Here is a 15,040-nt window from a genome sequence, read left to right as displayed (position 1 = left end):
ATTTTACCATAAAAAAACCGAAAGCATCTAGTTTATAGAAAGCTTTCGGCCCGTTATTTATATCTTTTCCTTCCAAGCCTTTAAGAAGCGCTCAATAACCTGTAGTTCGTCTTCATTAAATTCATGGAGGAATTCTAAATAGGAGGAGACTGCCTGTTCATGAAGCTCATCATGCAGTGCCGCAAGCTGTGTGCCTTCCTCTGTGAGTGAATAATAGACGGATTTCTTGTCACCTTGCCGGTGGCAATAGTCGATCATGCCTTTTTCGATGAGCTTTTTCACAGCCTTTGTAATGGCTGGTTTTGATAGTTTTAGTTGTTGTGAAAGAAATGTATTATTGGATTCGTTAGGGTTTGCTTGAATCATAGATAAAATATGAAGCTGTGTAAGTGTCCAATCTTGCTTGAGTGTATCAGTCGTGGTAATCAGTGGATCTGTTGGATCGTTCCGTTTCTTTTCCCTATGCATAATCAAATCTTGAATCGCTTTTAAGACAATCTGCTCGTTTGTTTCCATCTGAACCTCCACTCTTAACTGGTTAATAAAATGGTACTAATAATCAATAAAGGAGTCAAAAGAAATGTGGGGATGAGGAAAAGAATGGGTCATCAGACCTGATAAATAAAAGAACTTTTTTACTAGATTGCAAGAGACGACACAATTTCCTTTTCTTTGCTATTATTTATGATAGGTACCCCTCAATCAAAAAAAGAAGGTGAGAGAATGAAAACAGAGCAGCAAATGGCCATTCGCCAGTTAGAAGAAAAAATAAATTTGTTTTCTTCTGTTGTCAACGGATCGTTCCTATCAACGGAGGATTTCGTTCTATCAAACACGCATATATCAACTGACACGTTCAATTTGTTATTACCCATTTCAGCGCACATACAAGATCAACAAAAAGTGGAAGCTGCCATCGAACAAATGCAGCAACAGCAGCTAGCATTCAGCACATGGATCACTCAAAGCCTGCTCCACCCCGATTGGTCGAATACCATGCAGAAATATGGGCTTCAAGAAGTAGAACGCAATACCATCATGATGCTTGAACATACAAACGACATCGATCAAAGGACCTCTCAATCGCTTACGATCAAGGAAGTGACTGACGATCAAACTTTTCTCGATTATCAACATTTATTTATCGAACTTTTCGAAGGATCACCTGAGGCAATCTCTTTAAACAGCTATTTCCAGCGCTTTTCGATTGAACGATTGAACCCGAGTACCCGCATGTTCGTTGGATATGAACACAACAAACCGGTCACAACGGGCTTATTGATTGAAACAACAGACAGCTATGGTATTTATGATGTCATCACAAAGGCAGAACACCGTGGAAGAGGACTTGGCAGTGACATGTTTCATTACCTTTTGACCCAGACAGATAACAAACAAAAGTGTGTGATGTTACAAGCCTCAAATGACGGCAAACATATCTATCAGCGTGCCGGATTTCATCCAATTGGAGAAATGGTTATTTTTGAATAGAAGATGACATTTTTCCTGACGTATCAAGGGCAAAGAAAGGCATCCTGTCTCTTCTTTGCCTCTAACATCTCATCACAAAATGAATGTACATTCATTCACCCCTTTGGTACATTTAAAAAAAGGAGCTGAAGAACAGATGGTTCGACCAGGCGATCAATTTCAAACAAGCAAAACCTATACGCATGAAGATGTGATCCAATTTGGCGAGATGACAGGTGATCTTGGCAAACATCATACCGAGCTAGATGATCAAGGCAGGCTCATGGTACACGGCTTTCTCACAGCAAGTCTAGCCACGAAACTTGGCGGGCAGTTTCATTTTATCGGTCAAGAGATGACATGTACCTTCATACGCCCTGTTTATACAGGTGACACCATTACCTGTCAGATGGCCGTCACCAAGGTAGAACCCCTTGAAAAATACCATCGTGTCCACCTTTTTTCCCGGTATATCAATCAGCATGGAGAAGAAGTCATTACTGGTAAAAGCGAAGGTGTGGTTTTCAAAAAATAAAAAGCTGCCTATGATGAGGCAGCTAAACGATCTTGTTCTCTTCTATTCAGCGTGATGCTGACGATCCATATAAAGCGGCGGTCTCTTTAATGATATCACTGCACAGCTAAAGGCAATCAGCACAAAAACAGCGCCGAATTTAGCCAAATCAACAGATGAACCGGTCATTGTAAACATGACGCCGCCCACTGCTGATCCAATGGAAATCCCAATTTGCAAAGCGGATGTGTTCAAACTCTGCTGAATATCAGACGTCACAGGGTCTGTTTGAATCAAATAGCTCTGCAAAGCAGGTGTCAGTGCCCAGCTAAGAGCACCCCATAGGACAACCATCACCATAAAGAGCATAAACACTCCCGCTGTATAAGGAAGGATAAACATCACAATGGCAAACGCCATGGTCACAAGCAAAATGGCTTTTCCTGATCCTAGTTTGTCACTCAGCCAGCCGCCAAACCCATTCCCGCCAATCGACGCAAGCCCGAAGACCAAATAACAAATACTAATCCAAAACGGAGTCATATGCAGAACTTCCATCAGAAATGGCGTGAAATAAGAATACAGCATATAATGACCAGCAAGCATGAACAAACTAATCAAATGTGCACTGAAAATTTTCGGATGCCCTAAAGAACGAATTTGTTCTTTAAGCGGTGTGACTTTTTCAACAGGCATTTTCTCCAATAGAAAATAAATGAGTACCATAGATATGGCTGACAGAATACTGATTCCTAAAAACATCACTCTCCAGCCAAAGCTCTCTGTAATAAAAATACCGATCGGTACACCGAGAACAAGTGATGAGCTAATCCCAATAAAAATCAGACCTAATGCTTTCGCTCGATGCGCCGGTTCCACCAGCTTGGCCGTAATCGTCAATGATAACACCACAACAAGCGCTGTACTCATGGCAATCAAGACCCTAGAGATCATGACAAGGGCAAAGGTGGAACTAAAATATGTGAATACATTGCCTAATGTAAAGACCAATAATGCGATTAAATAAAGACGCTTTCGTTCGATTTTGGCTGTGACGGTCAGTAGCACCGGTGCTGAAATAGCATACACAATCGCAAATACCGTGATCAGCTGCCCAGCTGTCGCAAGAGACACATTGAGATCCTCTGCTAAACTTGGCAAAATGCCCCCGACCACAAGCTCAACTAATCCAACCGCAAAAGTAGAAACAGCTAATAAATAAACTCTCCAGTTCATGTCTAACATCCCTTCTCTATATCATGGCTTTCACTTTTGATACAGGGTGCAGACAAACAAAAAAACCCTGATTACAAAAAAGGAAAGCGCGCTTTTGTAATCAGGATTTATCGGATCCTGGTAGAAACCCTCAAACCATATTATTGAGGTTATACAAGTCTATTTTTTTCTTCAAATATATTAGCATAGCCTTCCATAACGTGCAAGCTGCAAAAATAGAAAATATCTGCCAATGGCTCTTCGACATAAACGACCTCAGAAAGGCATGAAATGAACTTGCAGACCAACTTGCTTTCTCCCCCATTTACAGGTAAACTGATGAAAAATCAACGAACAAGGATCAACGTAGATCTGGAATAGTAGCTTGAATCGATCTTTAACAGAGAGGGAACGGTGCTGAGAAGTTCCTACTGACATCTTCAAGTGAACCTGCCGATTTAGTTCTGTTTCATACAGCGGTTCATACCGTTATCATGATCGAGTGTAAAGCTGTGCTTTAAATTAGGGTGGTACCACCAGGAATGGTCCCTAACTTAAAGCACAGCTTTTTTGTTTTTTTAAAAGGAGGAAAAAGACGATGTCAAAGAAACAATTTGTTGAGAAAATTACAAGCATGGAAGACGACTTTGCCCAGTGGTATACAGATGTTGTCACAAAGGCGCGTCTCGTCGATTATTCAAGCGTTAGAGGCAGTATGATCATTCAGCCATACGGTTTTAAAATTTGGGAGAATATTCGCGACGAACTTGATCGTCAAATCAAAGAAACGGGTCACGAGAATGTCTATATGCCGCTCTTTATCCCAGAAAGCCTTCTCCAGCAGGAAAAAGATCATATCGAAGGCTTTGCTCCTGAAGTGGCGTGGGTGACACATGGCGGTGATTCGGAATTACAAGAAAGACTCTGCGTCAGACCAACGTCTGAGGTGCTGTTCGCCGAGCATTATAAAAACATCATTCACTCCTATCGTGATTTACCAAAGCTATATAACCAATGGGCCAATGTCGTCCGCTGGGAAAAGACAACACGTCCATTTCTTAGAACCCTTGAATTCCTCTGGCAGGAAGGGCACACTTGTCACGAGACTGAGCAAGAAGCGATTGAAGAAACAGAAAGAATGCTCCATATCTATGCGTCTATTTGTGAAGAGCTTCTAGCGATCCCTGTCATTAAAGGCAGGAAAACAGAGAAAGAAAAATTCGCTGGCGCCCGCTTCACCTATACGGTTGAAAGCTTGATGCATGATGGAAAAGCCCTGCAAACCGCCACTTCTCACTTCTTCGGCAACGGATTTGCCAAGGCGTTTGGCATTGAATTTTTAAATCGCGAAGGAAAACTAGAGCATGTCCAGCAAACATCATGGGGCTTCACCACAAGAATTATTGGCGCTATGATCATGGTGCATGGCGATGACAGAGGACTAGTCCTGCCGCCAAACATTGCGCCAACCCAAGTACGTGTTGTGCCAATTGCTTCCCATAAAGAAGGTGTCCTCGATCATGCCTATGAATTAAAGGATCGACTCGCCCGCATCGCACGCGCTGACATCGATGCAAGTGATAAACAGCCTGGCTGGAAATTCAACGAATGCGAAATGCAGGGCATCCCATTACGCGTAGAAGTAGGACCAAAGGATATGGAAAAAGGCCAGGTGATGCTTGCAAGACGAGACACAGGTGAAAAGCAAGCCGTCACGTTAGATGCACTTGAACAAACAATCACGTCAACGCTTGAAGACATTCAACAGACGATGTACGAAAAAGCAAAAGAACGATTACATGAAAAAACATCAAACGCCCACACAATCGAAGACATCGAGCAGCTTCTTGCCGAAGAAAACAGGTTGATCAAAGCCATGTGGTGCGGCGATGAAGACTGTGAAAACGACATCAAAGAGAGAACAGGGGCGACATCACGCTGTATCCCGTTTGAACAAGAATCCGTTTCTGACACATGTGTCTGCTGCGGGAAACCTGCTTCTGATATGGTGTTCTGGGCAAAAGCCTACTAATCATGCTTCAAATTGTTGACAAAGGGCTAAAATGAACTTTATTTTAGCCCTTTGTCTTCTTTTCAGCGTGACGGAAAGCCTTCGGACTCTAGGAAGGACGAGTACTTGCGCGGAGCGAAATTAAAAATCATGAGCGCCAGCATGCAAGGCTGACAAAGAATGCGAGGATTTGTCTATACGCTGAAGCATCTTATACGATGCTTCTTTTTTGTTAAAAAGAGCCAAATATCCATTGACCTCATTCACACAATCCCCTATAATTCATATTAATATAATCGGTTTTTAAGACTTTAACTGGAGTGGTGATCTATGAAGCGCTGGCTCTCAATATTTAACGAACGTTGTCCAAAATGTAAAACAGCATTAGATGTCTCGAAGTCCAATGCCTTGCAAGGCAAAGTCGTGAAAACATGCCCCAATCTTCATTATCAAAAAGAGTACCACCCTGCACTTGAAACGTATATCGAGCACGATGACATAAAATAAAAAAGACCAACACATGGAAAAGAGCCCTTGCTCTCAGTTGTTGGTCTTTTTCTTATAATAAATCCACCCAGATTTTGATCGCTGTGGCTGTAATCATCACGGCAAGCGCCCACTGCAAATAAACGGCATTGATTTTCTGACCAATTTTCGCCCCAATCGGCGCAGCCATCAAACTGGCTACCATTAAGACAAGCGCAGGCATGAACATGACTTGACCAGTCAGCACTTTCCCAGCCGATGCGCCGATCGCAGAGAGAAACGTAATGGCCAGAGACGAGGCAATCGTCATCCGCACAGGGATTTTGAGAATTGATAGCATCACCGGCACTAAAATAAAGGCACCGCCTGCACCTAATACGCCCGATACACTTCCGATCACAAAGGCAATACCAGCCGCCAGTCCTTTATGAAATGTCGCCTCTCCATCCGCTTCTGCCCGCTGACCTTTTTTCGGAACAAGCATTAAAATGACAGCGACAATGGCAAGAAGACCATAGACTACATTGATGCCTTTCTCTGGAAGGAAATGTGATAAATAGCTGCCTAATAAACTCCCTGCCAATATACTGCTCCCCATATATAAAATCAATGGTCGATGTAAAAATCCGCTTTTTCGATACGCCAGCACACCGCCGAGTGTCGAAAATAGGACTTGAATAGCACCAATCCCTGAAACCTCGTGTGCCGATAATGCCATCACTCCGACTAGAGGCGGGATATAAAGCAGCATGGGATAGTTGATCACCGATCCTCCTATTCCAACCATTCCTGATAAGAAGGAACCAATAAATCCGATGATAAATAAAGTAATGAAAAATGCAAAATCCACGCTGGTCTCCTCCTTTGCAAAAGGAAAAGGGGCTCCCTCATAGATACCCCTCTCCCCTTTAGGACCCTTTTCTCACCCAGAACTTCAGCACATGCCCTTCATCCGTCTGCGTGATCAATTCATGTCCGCTTGACTTAGCCCATGCGGCCAAATCAGCTTTGGCTCCTTTATCTGTTGCATGTATTTCTAATACTTGGCCTTCAGCCAAGTCATTCATTTTTTTCTTCGTCCGAATAATTGGCATCGGGCATGCAAGCCCGGTTACGTCTAAAATGTGATCTGATGTCATCTGATCATCCCTCGCTTCTTTATTTTATTGAACATTATCGAATCGCACAACGGTTTGGACCAATTTCCATGTCTCGCTGCGCTTCCTCGTCTGGATGCAGCTTCCCCATATTCGTAGACCGAATGTCTTGATAAGCGTTTGGCTGTGCAGGGAGATCCTGCGTGACCATTTGTCTAAATACGTCTTCATCTTCAATGTTCAGCCCGTGATTTTCTTCAAACAAAGCGCCTAGCTCCTTCCAAACGCTCCCGTCTTCATTAAGCTCATCCACGATCATAAAATGTGCAGGCAGCACAATCAATTCTGCCGAAAGCGCCTTATATCGTGTATAAAGGGTTTCTCTCAAATCACCTACCCAGTCCTCCGCCATACCGGCTAGATCAGGTCTTCCGATCGAATCAATGAACAAAATATCACCTGAAAGGAGGTAACGGCCGTCTACGATAAAAGAGGTCGAACCAATCGTATGGCCCGGTGAATAAAGGGCATGAATATCAATCTCCGTCGCTCCAATCGTCACACGCTGTCCTTCTTCAAGGTGATTGTAATCAAATGTCACCTCTTCGGCGTCTTTTGGCGGTAGCCAATAGATAGCACCAGTCAGTTCAGACAGCTTTTTCCCGCCAGATATATGGTCCGCATGAAGGTGCGTATCAAACACATGCGTCACTGTGACTTGATGTTTTATAGCAAATTGCGTATAGACCTCCGTCATTCTAGCCGCATCAATAATCGCAGCTTCCCCATTCGACATGATCATATACGACAAGCACCCCTTGCCCATTCGCACAAATTGGTACAACTCTCCTCCGCCAGTTAAATCACCGATCTTCACTGGCTCTAAATGCTCACTCCATGCCTTCATGCCGCCTTGCAAATAATGGACCGTTCTGCCTGCCTCTGACAGCATCTCTGCCACCATAATAGAGGAGCCTTCTTTCGCACAAACGACCAGTACATCTAGGTCATCCGGTATGTTCTCCACCATATCCTCTACGCCATCAAGAAGCTCAAAGTAAGGCACATTTAAATATTCAACGGCTTTCCCTTCAATTTTCCAGTCCTGCACATCTGATTCGTTTCGTACATCCAACAAAAAGATCGGCTCTTTGTTGATGATCTTTTTTGTTAACTGTTCTGCTGTCATTGCTTTTACAGTCATTGGTTCATTCAGCTCCTATTTTTCAATCTCTCCTGTCCAGCTGTTCATGCCTGGCACTACATTGATCAATTGATGAAATCCTTTTTCTTTTAACTTTTGTGCGGCTAATTCACTTCTTCTGCCTGAATGACAGATGAGGTAAATGAGCGTCTCTCGGTTCAATTCTTCAGCACGTTGTTCCACCTCGCCAAGAGGGATGTGAACAGCTCCTGGAATATGACCCGCTTCATATTCATCCGGCTCTCGTACATCTAAAATAAACAATGACTGATCTTCTTTTACCTTCTGTTGAAACATGTTCAACGACATTTCCGAAATCATTGACTGCTCCTCCTGTTTCGCTCCGCCTTTACGAATCAAATGATGAAGCACCTGTCCTTCTACTTTTGTGCCTAAAAATTCATGACCGGCGCTTTTTGACCAAGCTGCTAAATCCGCTGTAGACCCTTTGTCAGTTGCTTGCACTTCAAGCACATCTCCTGGCAAGAGCTCATTCATTTGTTTTTTCGTTTTGACAATGGGCATTGGGCATGCCAATCCTTTTGCATCTAGAATTGCTGTTGGTTGCTGCATTGTTTTTCCTCCTTTTTATAGGGGTGGGGGTATATTATAAAGCCTATTTATACCTATAATCGCCAAGCATTCATGCCACCCTTGATATTCGTAATGTGGGTAAATCCCTGTTTTTTTAACAATTTAGCCGCCTGCATACTTCTCATCCCGCTTTGGCAGATCACATACACTTCTTTGTCTTTCTCAAGCTCATGCGCTCGATTCCTTAACTGTGGTAAGGGGATATTTTGAAAGCCTTTTATATGATTTGTTTGAAATTCTAAAGGTGATCGCACGTCTATCAGCTGTTGATGCCGACTATGCAATTTAGGTTTCAGATGAGCTGCGTCCATTTGTTTCACACCCCGTACGGGAAGAAAACGGCTCACAAGCAAAGCGATCACCATGATGAGCAAAAGCATTTGAATCATGTATGGACACCTCCCTAGATAAATAAGTTCACATTCCCGATTTCTGCCTCTGCTAAATACGCGGCCACACCGGCATATTGAATGTCTGCTAGTAATTCATTCTCCTGCAGCCCTAAAAGATCCATCGTCATCGTACATGCCACGAGGTTGATCTCTTGTTCCTTCGCCATATCAATGAGCTGCGGCAGGGTCATGGCATTGTGTTTATTGATCACATGCTTGATCATCTTCGGTCCCATTCCTGCAAAATTCATCTTTGACAGCCCCATTCGATCAGCGCCACGCGGCATCATTTTGCCAAACATTTTTTCTAAAAATCCCTTCTTCAGTGGCACCATCTCTTCCTGACGCAAGGCATTCAGCCCCCAAAAAGTATGAAAAATCGTCACCTCGTGATCATAAGCTGCTGCGCCATTTGCAATAATATAAGCGGCCATCGCTTTATCATAATCTCCACTAAATAAAACAATCGTCGTTCGTTTTTTCTGTTCCTCCATCATGATCCTCCTTATATATATTACCCGTGGGGGTATATCGAAAACAAAAAATATATACACATACCGGTAAGGGTATATTATAACAAGTAAAAAAATTCGTCAACCTCCAAAGGCTGAGGAATTTCTTACCGGCTTTTCACCAAGAGTTCAACCGCTTCTTTGACAAGCCCCTCTGTATCCTTGCCCTGCTCAAGACTTTCACGGACACATTGTTCAAGGTTTGTACTCACAATCACACCCATTGCACGATCAATGGCATTGCGTGATGCAGATAGCTGTGTTACCACCTCACGGCAATCCTTTCCCTGCTCCATCATCGCAAGAACCCCTTTAATCTGCCCTTCAATCCGGCGAAGACGATTCTTCATCTGCTGATTATATTCCACGTTTAACACTCCTTTCTCTTTTCCCTATGATCAGATAGTATACCCTGATAGGTATTTAGTCAAACATGATGATGGTATTAAAAAGAAGAACTATTGATATAAATATCACAACAGTTCCTCAATTTTAAGTACTTTATTCTTCCAAAGATCGGGTAAATTTAGATTTCAAAATCTACAGGATACTATAGGGTTATAAAATCTCATTCCTTTTCCATATCACTTATTAAATCATACTTAGATAGATAAATTCCCCCACCTATCGAAAAAACAATACAGAGAATAGGAACTATAATTAGTGTCATAATAATTGAGACAACTGGAGGTAAACCAAACATAGGATGCCTAATCAGCATAAATTCATTCCCAAGTAGCATTGGATTATCTGAGAAAATGGAAAGAAATAAAATACAGATACAAATTATGAAACTATAAATTGTTTTAAAAATTAATGTTAAAAAAGCAAAGATAAAAGTAAAAAGAAATGTGCCAGCTATATTTAAGAGAATTGAATAAACAATAATTTGACTATAAGAGAATTGAAAGGACGAATATCTTAAAATACTTTCGCCGTAATCTGTCAAGTTATTTACTGTCCCCCCACTCAATTTCCAAACAAACCAGGTAAGGGACAATATTAATATGTAGAAGATAAATATTGCGGCACAACAAAATAATAGTTTGCTTACCCACATTTTAAATATTGACTTTGTTCTAACTCTAATAAAGGCACTATGGGCAAATAGATCTTCTTTTATAAAAGTATTGACCAATATTGCACCACTTAATTGAAATATAATCCATCCAAAAGGAAATTCAATTGTTTGTTGTTCGACAAGTTCAAAGGGAACACCTGCAAAGGTTTTACCAATAACATCCCAAAATGCAACATTACTTTTAGTTAAACTAATATGCAGAAAATAAAGGTAGTATAGGAAATTAAACAACCCTAGAATAGATATAATGATAAAAGTTTTTGTAGTTCTATGAAACCCAAGAATCATATCTCTTTTAAAAAGTAATAATAAACCAATCATGTAAAAAAGCCCTCTCTTATCAACTAACTAGAACATAGCATAACATAGCATTTTAAATAAAAAAATACAAAAAAAGGTGTATTTTTCTTTATTTTATTGTATAATTCTCACGTACCGGTACAAATTATGGTTTTAGTGGGGAAAATAGTGAAAAATTTATTTACATTTTTTTTAATTTTAATAATGATATCTTTGATTAGTGCTTGTCAATCAAATAATTTCAATAACACCATAAAAGACAAAGCTCCAGATCCTTCTGTAAGTATAGAAGATTTGGATAATAGCACAAAGGATGATTCTAAAATATTCTATTTTGATACCGAACAAAAGCAAAGTCTTTTTAAAGTTATATTTTGGGAAAAGTTGAAAGAGGATCATTATTATCAAGGTCAGATAAAGAATAATGATGTGGCAATTGAAAATGTTTTCAAAGGAGAGGACATTGAAGTTGGACCACTTCCTAAAAATTATGAATTAGCGATGACCTTTAGTCAAAAAGAACCTCCCCCATCAAAAATCTTGGGAAAATTGAAAGATGATAGAGGAGTTACTCATCAATGGGAACAACCTTATGATAGATCAGATGTAGATCACGATTATTTAATTAATTTACCAACATTCAAAGGTCAGAAAGCAGAAATAGCATTAAGAATGATTTGGCTAAATAAAGATAATAATTGCATAGGTGTCGCAGATAAATACTTAATTGTAAGTAAACAATGAGGTGAAGACAGTTGAAAAACAAAATAATCATTAGCCTAACTTTAATTCTAGGAGTAACCTTTTCTACTATAGGAATTGTGCATGTCTATGCAGGAGAACCAAGTGGCAACTATAAAGATACTAATTATAATTTTAGATTTCTAAAAGGAAATCCATATGATGAGACAACATCTAGAACAAAATTTACTAAATCTTGGTATTATATGAACAGTGAAAAGAATAATACTTCTTATGTAGCCTGGGCCAGATCTAAAGGAAAAGATGTTTCAGATGGCCACTATTATACAATTAAGAAAAATTATAAAGGAGTACAACTCCTATACAATTTGGCAGTTGAAAAAACATTCTTGGGAATAGGATATCCGCCTGTTTCGATAGGTGCTAAGAAGAATGCAGCTGGTCATGCTAATGGCAAATGGAGTCCCGATTACGATCCAAAAAGCCCTTGATTCTATTAGGCTCTTTAAACTCAAAAGAGAACTATGTGACACAGCGACTCAGAATTAACTGAGTCGCTTCTATATTTAGTTTTAAATAAACGAAATGGAGAGAAACATGTTTTATTTGCTTATATTACGATTAATAAAGCGCCCTTCTTTTTACATATCATTAGCCATTGGTGCAATTTTAGCGATTGCTTATTTTTGGACAGAAGAAATGCCACTCAAAGAACATTTAGAACTTACAGGAGGAATTTCTTTTACCCCTTATACAAAATGGATGGGGATCGGTGGAATATCAGATTATCCAGCACTTTACATGTTCTTATTACCAATTTTGGCAACACTCCCATTTTCAGATCTGTACTCAAGAGATCGGTCAACTGGTTTTTTTCGCTTTTTAATTATTAGAGGAAAACAAAAACAATATTTCTTTAGTTTGTTTCTTATAAACTTTTTAGCAGGTATGCTCACAGCTGTCTTTCCCCTATTATTAAATATTTATTTGTCTTTCATGAGACTTCCAAATATAAAACCTGATAGAGCGATTAACAATGAGATGCCTTTAGACTCTGATAATACTTTCTTACCAGATCTATATTATACACATCCCTTTGTTCATATGCTTTTATATGTCATATTGATTGGTATTTTCTCTGGTATGTTCGCAAGTATAGCTTTGGGATTTGGAATGTTTATTAAAAAATCATTTGTTGTTCTAATTACACCTTTTGCAAGTTTATATGTCATAAACATGGTACTTTCAACACTAGGGCATCAGGAAATGATATCAACAAGCTTCTTGCAACAACAGGCTACAGATGGTGTGAGTCTAGCAAGTCTTGTTTTACACTTGTTTATCGGATTTATGTTAAGTTTTTCATTATACATTCTAGGGGTTAAAAAGAATGTTATTCGTTAAAGAACTACATATCGTTTTACTCGACATATGCCGTTATAAAGTGCGATTATTCATCTGGTTTTTTTGTTATTTGCTCTGTATTTTATATTTAGTCAAAGAAAGTATACCGCAACATGGAATAATGGGAATACCACAATCTTTAAATTTATTTTTCTCTTCCTATACATTTATTTTTCCCGTATTACCCCTTTTTCTAATGTTTTTTTCATTTGGAATCGTACCTTTTTTCGACTCTTCTCGTTTTGTTCGTTATCAAAAAAGAGAAAAAGTATTTTTATCGTTATTATTACGTGTCTTTTGGATCTGTCTAATATTCACTCTCATATACCTAATTGGTGGTTTCCTTCTGGGTGGCTTCCTGTCAGGAAGGTGGAACAACGTTTGGCTGTCTACAAAAGGAACTCCATACTTAATATATGGCGATCAACTACCTTTAGATGAATACTTTTCATCTAATATCATGTTAATTAGATATCTGATTACAAGTTTATTGGTATTCCATCTGATCGGACTATTTGTTGTGGTTTGCTATTTGTTAAGTAAAAATTATATATACAGCTTTATTATCATTTCATCTGCTGTGATTCTTGATAAAATGCTTAATATTTATTTTGGTTTTTCTTTCATTAATGACTCACTGTCATTAGAAATGACATCTTGGCTTATACCAGGTTTATTTTCTAGAATGATTTATTTATTTAGTGGTTTTGGATTACTTTTTACTTTTCTAGCATATAAAATTTTTATCAAACAAGATTTTTTAACTGAATACGGCAATGATCATGAAAAAGAATATTAATCGAGGTGAAACTCATGTCAGAAGAATATATTAAAATTGAGGCATTAAACAAATTTATTAAAAAAAACCAAGTCCTTAAGAATATTAACTTATCATTACAAAAGGGGAATATTTATGGTTTTCGTGGACCTAATGGATCCGGAAAAACAATGTTGTTTCGTGTATTATCCGGATTAGTAAAACCAAGTGATGGAAAAGTAACTGTAGGTGGGAAACAATTACACAGAGACATCTCATTTCCCGAAAATGTTGGAATATTAATAGAGTATCCTGGTTTTATCCCAGAATATACTGGTTTTGCTAACCTAAAATTACTCTCTATGATTCAGAATAAAATTAACGATAACGAAATTTCTGCTGTGATTTCTCGTGTAGGGCTTGATCCAAATGACAAAAGAAAGTTTAAAAAGTATTCTCTTGGGATGAAACAACGTTTGGGAATAGCTCAAGCAATTATGGAAAAACCGGATTTGCTCATTTTAGACGAACCTACTAATGCTTTAGATGAGAAAGCAGTCGAAATAGTACATCAATTACTCGTAACATTAAAAAATGAAGGTAAAACAATTTTGATCGCTAGCCATGATAAAGAAACTCTTCAAAAGGTTTCAGATACGATTTATGATATTGAATCTGGTGAAATTATAAAAGAAACGATTGTTGATAGGGATAAAGAAAAATGAGAAAAAAAGTAATAGTAATTTCAGTGATGACTATAATTTTTATCTTAATCAGCATGTTCCGCTATCAACAAGTGAATAGTGAATACTCCAACTATAAAGTAACAGAAAAAAACCTTACGACAAATGAAACGTTTGAATTTCTAAAAATAAGTCATACGTTTAAAAAAGCTAAGAAAATTAATACCATTGATGAAATGAGAAATAAAATAACTGAATACCGCATACCATTTACATTAAAAAATAAAACAAACGATAAACTTCCCCTACATCCTGAATTTTATAGAATGATGAGGGGAGAGGAAGAAACCCAGACCATAGACTTTATTAATAATAAAACAGGCAAAAGAGTTAAAGATATTAAGCCTCATCAATATATAAGCGGTACCGTCACCTTTACATTTGCAAATAATGGTGAGGGAAATTTAAAAACGCCTAAACTCCATATGATCGGGAGTGATGGAATATCAGTTGAGAAATTCATTGTGAAAATTGATTACTTCAAGTAGCATATACTATTCAAATCAAAAGAAATACGTCCTTTTGTCCTCTTCTACTTTAAGAGGATTTTTTATATAA

At 38.8% G+C, this 15,040-nt stretch carries 20 protein-coding genes and 1 riboswitch; of the genes, 10 read left to right on the top strand and 10 right to left on the bottom strand.

Features of this window, described 5'->3' with window-relative positions:
- Window positions 1-57: 57 nt before the first annotated feature.
- Window positions 58-516 (bottom strand): MarR family transcriptional regulator, encoded by a 459-nt coding sequence (locus BA79_RS12235; protein WP_035703013.1) that lies wholly within the window; start codon window positions 514-516, stop codon window positions 58-60.
- 207 nt (window positions 517-723) lie between these two features.
- On the opposite strand from BA79_RS12235, the gene BA79_RS12230 reads away from it, so the two are divergent.
- Both BA79_RS12230 and BA79_RS12225 read left to right on the top strand, forming a co-directional pair.
- The gene (locus BA79_RS12230) at window positions 724-1,491 is read left to right on the top strand and encodes a GNAT family N-acetyltransferase (protein WP_035703010.1); all 768 of its coding nucleotides are present in this window, start codon (window positions 724-726) and stop codon (window positions 1,489-1,491) included.
- Between the two features lie 136 nt (window positions 1,492-1,627).
- Entirely contained in the window at window positions 1,628-2,005 is a 378-nt protein-coding gene (locus tag BA79_RS12225) for a hotdog domain-containing protein (protein WP_008343876.1), read from the top strand.
- A gap of 42 nt (window positions 2,006-2,047) precedes the next feature.
- Here the strand turns inward: BA79_RS12225 and BA79_RS12220 are convergent, their stop codons facing one another.
- The gene (locus BA79_RS12220; protein ID WP_017358727.1) at window positions 2,048-3,220 is read right to left on the bottom strand and encodes an MFS transporter; all 1,173 of its coding nucleotides are present in this window, start codon (window positions 3,218-3,220) and stop codon (window positions 2,048-2,050) included.
- A gap of 77 nt (window positions 3,221-3,297) precedes the next feature.
- Window positions 3,298-3,397, bottom strand: a riboswitch (purine riboswitch).
- Between the two features lie 400 nt (window positions 3,398-3,797).
- Here BA79_RS12220 and proS point away from each other — a divergent pair.
- Entirely contained in the window at window positions 3,798-5,231 is a 1,434-nt protein-coding gene (gene proS, locus BA79_RS12215) for a proline--tRNA ligase (RefSeq protein ID WP_035703007.1), read from the top strand.
- A 309-nt stretch (window positions 5,232-5,540) separates the two neighbouring features.
- On the top strand, window positions 5,541-5,717 hold the full coding sequence (locus BA79_RS19610; protein ID WP_164071373.1) for a hypothetical protein: 177 nt from the start codon (window positions 5,541-5,543) through the stop codon (window positions 5,715-5,717).
- 52 nt (window positions 5,718-5,769) lie between these two features.
- On the opposite strand, the gene BA79_RS12210 is transcribed toward BA79_RS19610, so the two are convergent.
- The 8 genes from BA79_RS12210 to BA79_RS12175 all read right to left on the bottom strand — a co-directional run bounded on the left by BA79_RS12210 (window position 5,770) and on the right by BA79_RS12175 (window position 10,897).
- Complete coding sequence (locus BA79_RS12210) at window positions 5,770-6,546, bottom strand: sulfite exporter TauE/SafE family protein (protein ID WP_035703005.1); 777 nt, start codon at window positions 6,544-6,546, stop codon at window positions 5,770-5,772.
- A gap of 58 nt (window positions 6,547-6,604) precedes the next feature.
- A complete protein-coding gene (locus BA79_RS12205) occupies window positions 6,605-6,835 on the bottom strand; it encodes a sulfurtransferase TusA family protein (RefSeq protein ID WP_008343881.1) in 231 nt (76 codons plus the stop codon).
- Between the two features lie 34 nt (window positions 6,836-6,869).
- A complete protein-coding gene (locus tag BA79_RS12200; protein WP_035703003.1) occupies window positions 6,870-7,997 on the bottom strand; it encodes an MBL fold metallo-hydrolase in 1,128 nt (375 codons plus the stop codon).
- 15 nt (window positions 7,998-8,012) lie between these two features.
- Entirely contained in the window at window positions 8,013-8,570 is a 558-nt protein-coding gene (locus tag BA79_RS12195) for a sulfurtransferase TusA family protein (RefSeq protein WP_008343883.1), read from the bottom strand.
- A gap of 53 nt (window positions 8,571-8,623) precedes the next feature.
- Window positions 8,624-8,980: a rhodanese-like domain-containing protein gene (locus BA79_RS12190; protein ID WP_035703001.1), complete on the bottom strand. Its 357-nt coding sequence runs from the start codon at window positions 8,978-8,980 to the stop codon at window positions 8,624-8,626.
- A gap of 14 nt (window positions 8,981-8,994) precedes the next feature.
- Window positions 8,995-9,477 carry a DsrE/DsrF/DrsH-like family protein gene (locus BA79_RS12185; RefSeq protein ID WP_035702998.1) on the bottom strand — a complete coding sequence of 161 codons (483 nt, stop codon included), beginning with the start codon at window positions 9,475-9,477 and terminating at the stop codon, window positions 8,995-8,997.
- A gap of 125 nt (window positions 9,478-9,602) precedes the next feature.
- Window positions 9,603-9,863, bottom strand: a complete 261-nt coding sequence (locus BA79_RS12180) for a metal-sensitive transcriptional regulator (protein ID WP_003217059.1) — start codon at window positions 9,861-9,863, stop codon at window positions 9,603-9,605.
- 200 nt (window positions 9,864-10,063) lie between these two features.
- The gene (locus tag BA79_RS12175; RefSeq protein WP_008359322.1) at window positions 10,064-10,897 is read right to left on the bottom strand and encodes a hypothetical protein; all 834 of its coding nucleotides are present in this window, start codon (window positions 10,895-10,897) and stop codon (window positions 10,064-10,066) included.
- Window positions 10,898-11,044: 147 nt separating this feature from the next.
- Between BA79_RS12175 and BA79_RS12170 the strand changes: the two genes are divergently transcribed.
- The 6 genes from BA79_RS12170 (at window position 11,045) to BA79_RS12145 (ending at window position 14,970) form a co-directional block, all read left to right on the top strand.
- Window positions 11,045-11,620 carry a hypothetical protein gene (locus BA79_RS12170; protein ID WP_230677064.1) on the top strand — a complete coding sequence of 192 codons (576 nt, stop codon included), beginning with the start codon at window positions 11,045-11,047 and terminating at the stop codon, window positions 11,618-11,620.
- Between the two features lie 11 nt (window positions 11,621-11,631).
- Window positions 11,632-12,069, top strand: coding sequence for a hypothetical protein (locus BA79_RS12165; protein ID WP_008359326.1), 438 nt, complete (start codon window positions 11,632-11,634; stop codon window positions 12,067-12,069).
- 106 nt (window positions 12,070-12,175) lie between these two features.
- Window positions 12,176-12,982 (top strand): hypothetical protein, encoded by an 807-nt coding sequence (locus BA79_RS12160; protein ID WP_008359329.1) that lies wholly within the window; start codon window positions 12,176-12,178, stop codon window positions 12,980-12,982.
- Window positions 12,969-13,781: a hypothetical protein gene (locus tag BA79_RS12155; protein ID WP_035702994.1), complete on the top strand. Its 813-nt coding sequence runs from the start codon at window positions 12,969-12,971 to the stop codon at window positions 13,779-13,781. The genes BA79_RS12160 and BA79_RS12155 overlap by 14 nt, the downstream gene beginning before the upstream one ends.
- 14 nt (window positions 13,782-13,795) lie before the next feature.
- Complete coding sequence (locus tag BA79_RS12150) at window positions 13,796-14,464, top strand: ATP-binding cassette domain-containing protein (RefSeq protein ID WP_008359334.1); 669 nt, start codon at window positions 13,796-13,798, stop codon at window positions 14,462-14,464.
- Window positions 14,461-14,970: a hypothetical protein gene (locus tag BA79_RS12145; RefSeq protein WP_008359336.1), complete on the top strand. Its 510-nt coding sequence runs from the start codon at window positions 14,461-14,463 to the stop codon at window positions 14,968-14,970. Before BA79_RS12150 ends, BA79_RS12145 begins: the two co-directional genes overlap by 4 nt.
- Window positions 14,971-15,040: the final 70 nt, after the last annotated feature.

Source organism: Bacillus altitudinis 41KF2b, from assembly GCF_000691145.1.
GTDB classification, from domain to species: Bacteria; Bacillota; Bacilli; order Bacillales; family Bacillaceae; genus Bacillus; species Bacillus altitudinis.
Note: the sequence above shows the minus strand (reverse complement) of the source record. Positions and strands in the feature narration are given on the sequence as shown.